The sequence below is a fragment of the Neisseria sp. HMSC070H10 genome (genome assembly GCF_001837635.1).
Taxonomy (GTDB): Bacteria; Pseudomonadota; Gammaproteobacteria; order Burkholderiales; family Neisseriaceae; genus Neisseria; species Neisseria subflava_A.
Map to the genome: position 1 here is coordinate 1 of NZ_KV833358.1, position 4,431 is coordinate 4,431.

Consider the following 4,431-nt stretch of genomic DNA (forward strand, 5'->3'; position numbering starts at 1 on the left):
TGCCGCCTACGCCCCAGCTTCGGGCTTCTTGGTAGGCTTGGGCGTAGGCGGGGGAATGGGCCAGCATCTCCTGCTGCCGTTGTGCGTCGCTTAGGCTGAGGTAGTGTTCGTAGCTGCCGTCGTTACGCTCTTTCAGGCTGCCTTCGTGGGCGGCCTGTTGTTTTTCCAGCTCTTCGGCTGCCGCTTTGGCACGGTTGCCCCTATAGGTGCCGACGGCACTGTGGATGGCGGCAGTAGATTGGGCGACGGTTTGCTGTTTGTCGAGTAGGTTTTGCAGATCGGGTACGGCTTCGGCGCTGCGGTGGGCGTTTTGCAGATCGGTTTGGATGCCGAGTGCGCGGGCGCTGGTGGCTTGGTCGCCGATGGTGATGTTGCCTTCGCTGAGTACGGAGCGGGTATAGCCTTGGCTGCCGCCGCTTTCATGTTGCGGCAGGGTGGGGCTGTAGTTGAGGCCTTTGTTCATGTTCTGGCCGGCGGTTTGGGACGCACGGCCGAAGGCGCTTTGATTGAAGCCGCCGCTGCCTTTCAGGCTGCCGCCGTAGCCGGCGCCGATACCCATGCTTTGGGCACTGTAGCTGCTTTCGTTGCGGATGTCTTCAAAGCTGAAACTGCGGGCGGTGAGTTCGTTGTGGTCTTTGTCTGCGGCAGAAGCGATGGCACCGCCTTTGAGTCGGACGCTGTCGGCTGTGATGTGGTAGCCGCCTTCGCCGGCAAAGAGACCGCTCTGGCTGCCGACGTTAAAAGACAGCCTGAATATTTTTCAGACTGTCTTTTTGAAGAGATGGAAGTTATTTGTTTCTCAATATCTCAATAAGGGAGGCTTTGGACTGGTAGAAGTCCAAATCAAATAATGAAATGCCTAAATGTTTGCAATATTCTTCGATCATCTCCACAGTCAGCCTGTTTTTTTTGAGTCTTTCGGTATATTTTTCTGTCTGTTCAAACGGCAGCGGCGTGCCATATTCCATAAACTCGACACGACTGGTTTCTTTATGCAGCATAACATCTCTGGTTTCGCAGTCATGACGGGAAACCTGTTTGCTGCCCTCATATAGGGTAAATGAGACCGCACCGAATTCATCTTTGCCAAAATATGGGCGTAAGTACATAGTCAATAATCTGATTTTCCACAGCAAGGCTTCATACGGCACACTTGAAAAGTCTGTGCCGTTCCGGTTATTACCTATTAGCAATGACCAATCAGACTGCGTTTCCAACAATAAATATTTGGATGATCCGGTAATCTCAAGCGGATTCAAGAAATCCAATTTCTGACTGAGGGTATACTCCTCATCCAAATACGATAGTTTCGGTTTTAGATTTTGATAAAAATCACTTAAATCCATACGTCTTTTTAGATAAAGATCCAGTGCTTTTTCAAATGGCGCGCCAATAAAATAAAACTGTTTCAGGCTTGGATGGCCGTCTTTGCAAGAAAAAAATCTTTGTTTACATTCATCATCTAATCCACGGTTCTTAAAATTACAATAGCATCCGGATCATTACTCAATGCTCTCGATGCATGTCCGGCTCCACGGTTCGAACTGGCGCGATCGTATTCGATATAAATTCGTTTATTAGAATCACGCAAGGTGGCTTGGACATCCGGGCGGCAGATCCCTACCCGGCACATTTGGTTGTTTACCTGCTGTTGGTTGATCCTAATATCTTTCGCTGCGGCTGTGGCCGCTGGCTTTGCTTTGGTTGTAGTTGCCGGATACGCTCCATGCGGTACCGAGCGCGACTTAGGCGCGGATGCCGCCGCCGCTTTGTTTGCTCTCCTGTTCGACAGTGTCCTGCGGGCTTTCGATGTGCAGTGTGCCGCCGACTTCAGCGTCGATGCGTTTTGCATGGGCTTGGGCACCGTTCAGCACGGTATTGCCCTTGCTGCTGAGCTGCAGTTTGTCCGATTGCAGCAGGGTGTTTTGATGGGTTTGGCTGTCGGTGCGGTTTTTGCCTTTGCCGTAGGCGGCTTCGGCATAGATATAGACACCGGTTTGCGCACCGACGGAAACCCCGACGCCGACCTGTACGCCGGCATTACGGTTTTTGCCGTCCTGATGTTGGCTGTCTTGGGCCGACTGCAGCCGGATGTCGCGCGCGGAATCGAGGCGGATGGTGTCGCCCGCAGTAATGTTGCTGCCTTGGACGGTAATGTCGCCCTCGCGGCTGCGGATATTGATGTCGCCGCTGGCTTTCAGGCTGCTTTGCTGGCTTTGGCGGTAGTGTTGGTTTTGTTCCTTGCCGGCGGATTTAAAGCCGAAACCGGCTTCAACGGACAAGAGGACAGCGCCTTGCTGTCCGGTTTGGTTTTTGACGGCGTCGGCCACTAAAAGTATGTTGTGGGAACAGGCCTATGCACTACGTATATACTTACTTACAATAACTTAGAGCTTGTTTTGCTCCTTGTCCAATTTCCGAGTAGTTTCTGTCAACGGGTATGATTATATCTTTTCCATCAATGCCTTCCCACGCATCCGATCTGATATGTTTATTGGGGGAAATTACGATTTCCTTGCTATCCATTTTAATGCTGCACATCATCATCTTTCTAAAAAAAGCTAATTTGGTTTTATACCCCAGTGTTTCTCGTATATGATCAACCCATTGGTTATAGCGTTGAACTCTTTGTACCGGATCGAAAAAATTTTTATATTCTTTACTCCCATATTCAAAAGTTCGACTATTTTTTAATGCCTGGAAAACAGCTTGACCAAGCAGATTGTTATCGACATCCGGAAACAAAATATGAGGTGGGAATAAGGTGTCTAACATTAACAACCTAAATCCGGATTCTGTTTGCACAATGAACGCTTTTTCATTTGCATACAAACTTGCAAAATATTTATTTTCGCACTTATCTTCCATTATTTAATCTCCGTTACTTTAACATTAATACCATGAGTCTTTCCATATTCTATCGCTTTGTTGATTTGCTGCCATTGTTCTTTAGTGGTTTGGGCTGGAATAGCTAAATGTATCTCTCTCCGAGTAATTGTATCAGCATTTAACTTAACACTAGAAAGAGAGTAAGTTTTAAAATTGGCAGCTTTGTCAATATAATTTTTTAAAGTACTATAAATTTGTCTTGGTTTGAGCATCCTTGATGCTGTTTGTGTATCCAATGTCTTAGCACTAATGGCTAAGCCATCACGGGAGTCATAATAATCAAAAGTTTTAAAATTCTTTGGTAGTCGAGCATCCGAGGGAAGGTTTTTACCAACATAATTCTCCCATGGCATACCTTGCTTTCCAATACCATTATTCCATTGGATACCTACTTTTGAATTAGAAACGGTTTTACTTGGTTTGGCAAATAAGATATTTAAATCCGTAACTTTCTGATGTGCAGTTGAAAATTGATTAGCCATACGCCCAGCATTAACATCCAAGCTGGTCAGCGGTCGGTTATATCCGGCCGGAATCGGTCCGCGGATTGCCAACGGAGATTTCTTAACCGAAGCCCCACCAAGACTGACACTACCCAACATTGTTCCGGCACCTAAAAAGAAATTGGCTTTCCCGTGCTCAAGGTTTCCCTGTGTGATTTGATAAGTTCCGTAACTGGCTTGTGCTCCACCAATAGCCATCATCAGATAACGTCCTCGAGTGGTAAATTCCAAACCTAAAGCAATGCCTTGTGCGGTGGAGGCTGCTGCTCTGCCTTCAAAACTATCGGCATAAGCTTTATCCCTTTCAAGGATATTCCAAGCTTTCTCGTATTTCCCTATCGGACGACCTTCCGATAAAAAGAAATGCTTAACAGCAGCCAAACCGGTTTTATACTTTCCTCGGGCATCCTGGATTTCTTTCCAAGAGTTATTCCAATGTTCTCTGACTTTTCTATCTCTTTTGGCTAGCCAAAACGGATAATAAGGTTCTCCATTTCTCAAGATTTCTTTACCTTGATAGAGATCATTCTTAATTTTTCTATCAAGAATTTTCTGATCATCATAGATGATGTCTAGATAGGATCGCAAACTAGCTGCTTCTTGGGTTGTCAGGTCTTTTTTTCCATCTTTTCGATGAAGGTCTGAATAATATTTTCTATATAACTCATTGCTTACTTGGTCTTTAGCAGCCAGCCGCTCAAATTCGGCCTTTTCCTCATTACTTGCTGTATGGTTGAGAATTTTCTCTGTTAAAAGATCGTATTTTTTTCTGTCTTCGTTGTTAAGCAGATTATTCTCCACCGCATTCTGTCCAAGCACACCCCCTACCTGTGCATTGAACAGGGCATTGCTGTTGCCGTTGGTGCTGCCGCTGCCGTTCAGACTGCCGCCCGCCGCACCCACCACCGAAGCAATCGCCCCGGTCTGCGCTTTGATCTCTTCCTTAATGTGCTCGGGCAGAAGGTTGGGATTGAATTTCCCCGTTGTCGGGTCGATGGCGGTCTTGCCGTCGTCGTATTGTTTGGCCAGATACTCGGCT

At 46.9% G+C, this 4,431-nt stretch carries 5 protein-coding genes and 1 pseudogene; 1 reads left to right on the top strand and 5 read right to left on the bottom strand.

Annotated elements, in window-relative coordinates; translation table 11 throughout:
• The coding region (locus HMPREF2606_RS01225; protein ID WP_283122326.1) for a hypothetical protein at positions 1-559 on the bottom strand (559 nt) is incomplete at its 3' end.
• A 3-nt stretch (positions 560-562) separates the two neighbouring features.
• On the opposite strand from HMPREF2606_RS01225, the gene HMPREF2606_RS11195 reads away from it, so the two are divergent.
• Positions 563-814: a hypothetical protein gene (locus HMPREF2606_RS11195; RefSeq protein WP_283122327.1), complete on the top strand. Its 252-nt coding sequence runs from the start codon at positions 563-565 to the stop codon at positions 812-814.
• On the opposite strand, the gene HMPREF2606_RS01235 is transcribed toward HMPREF2606_RS11195, so the two are convergent.
• The 4 genes and pseudogenes from HMPREF2606_RS01235 to HMPREF2606_RS10545 form a co-directional block, all read right to left on the bottom strand.
• On the bottom strand, positions 789-1,346 hold the full coding sequence (locus tag HMPREF2606_RS01235) for a hypothetical protein (RefSeq protein WP_283122328.1): 558 nt from the start codon (positions 1,344-1,346) through the stop codon (positions 789-791). The genes HMPREF2606_RS11195 and HMPREF2606_RS01235 overlap by 26 nt on opposite strands.
• A 399-nt stretch (positions 1,347-1,745) precedes the next feature.
• Positions 1,746-2,282 carry a hemagglutinin repeat-containing protein gene (locus HMPREF2606_RS01240; protein WP_283122329.1) on the bottom strand — a complete coding sequence of 179 codons (537 nt, stop codon included), beginning with the start codon at positions 2,280-2,282 and terminating at the stop codon, positions 1,746-1,748.
• Positions 2,283-2,373: 91 nt separating this feature from the next.
• Positions 2,374-2,868 (bottom strand): contact-dependent growth inhibition system immunity protein, encoded by a 495-nt coding sequence (locus HMPREF2606_RS01245; protein ID WP_019271746.1) that lies wholly within the window; start codon positions 2,866-2,868, stop codon positions 2,374-2,376.
• A pseudogene (locus HMPREF2606_RS10545) lies at positions 2,868-4,431 on the bottom strand (VENN motif pre-toxin domain-containing protein); the annotation flags it as partial. The gene HMPREF2606_RS01245 and the pseudogene HMPREF2606_RS10545, both read right to left, overlap by 1 nt.

What these genes read in the sequence shown, in the direction of transcription:
- HMPREF2606_RS01235 (WP_283122328.1), bottom strand. Translation starts at nt 1,346, where the DNA reads ATGGATTTAAGTGATTTTTATCAAAATCTAAAACCGAAACTATCGTAT.
- HMPREF2606_RS01245 (WP_019271746.1), bottom strand. Translation starts at nt 2,868, where the DNA reads ATGGAAGATAAGTGCGAAAATAAATATTTTGCAAGTTTGTATGCAAAT.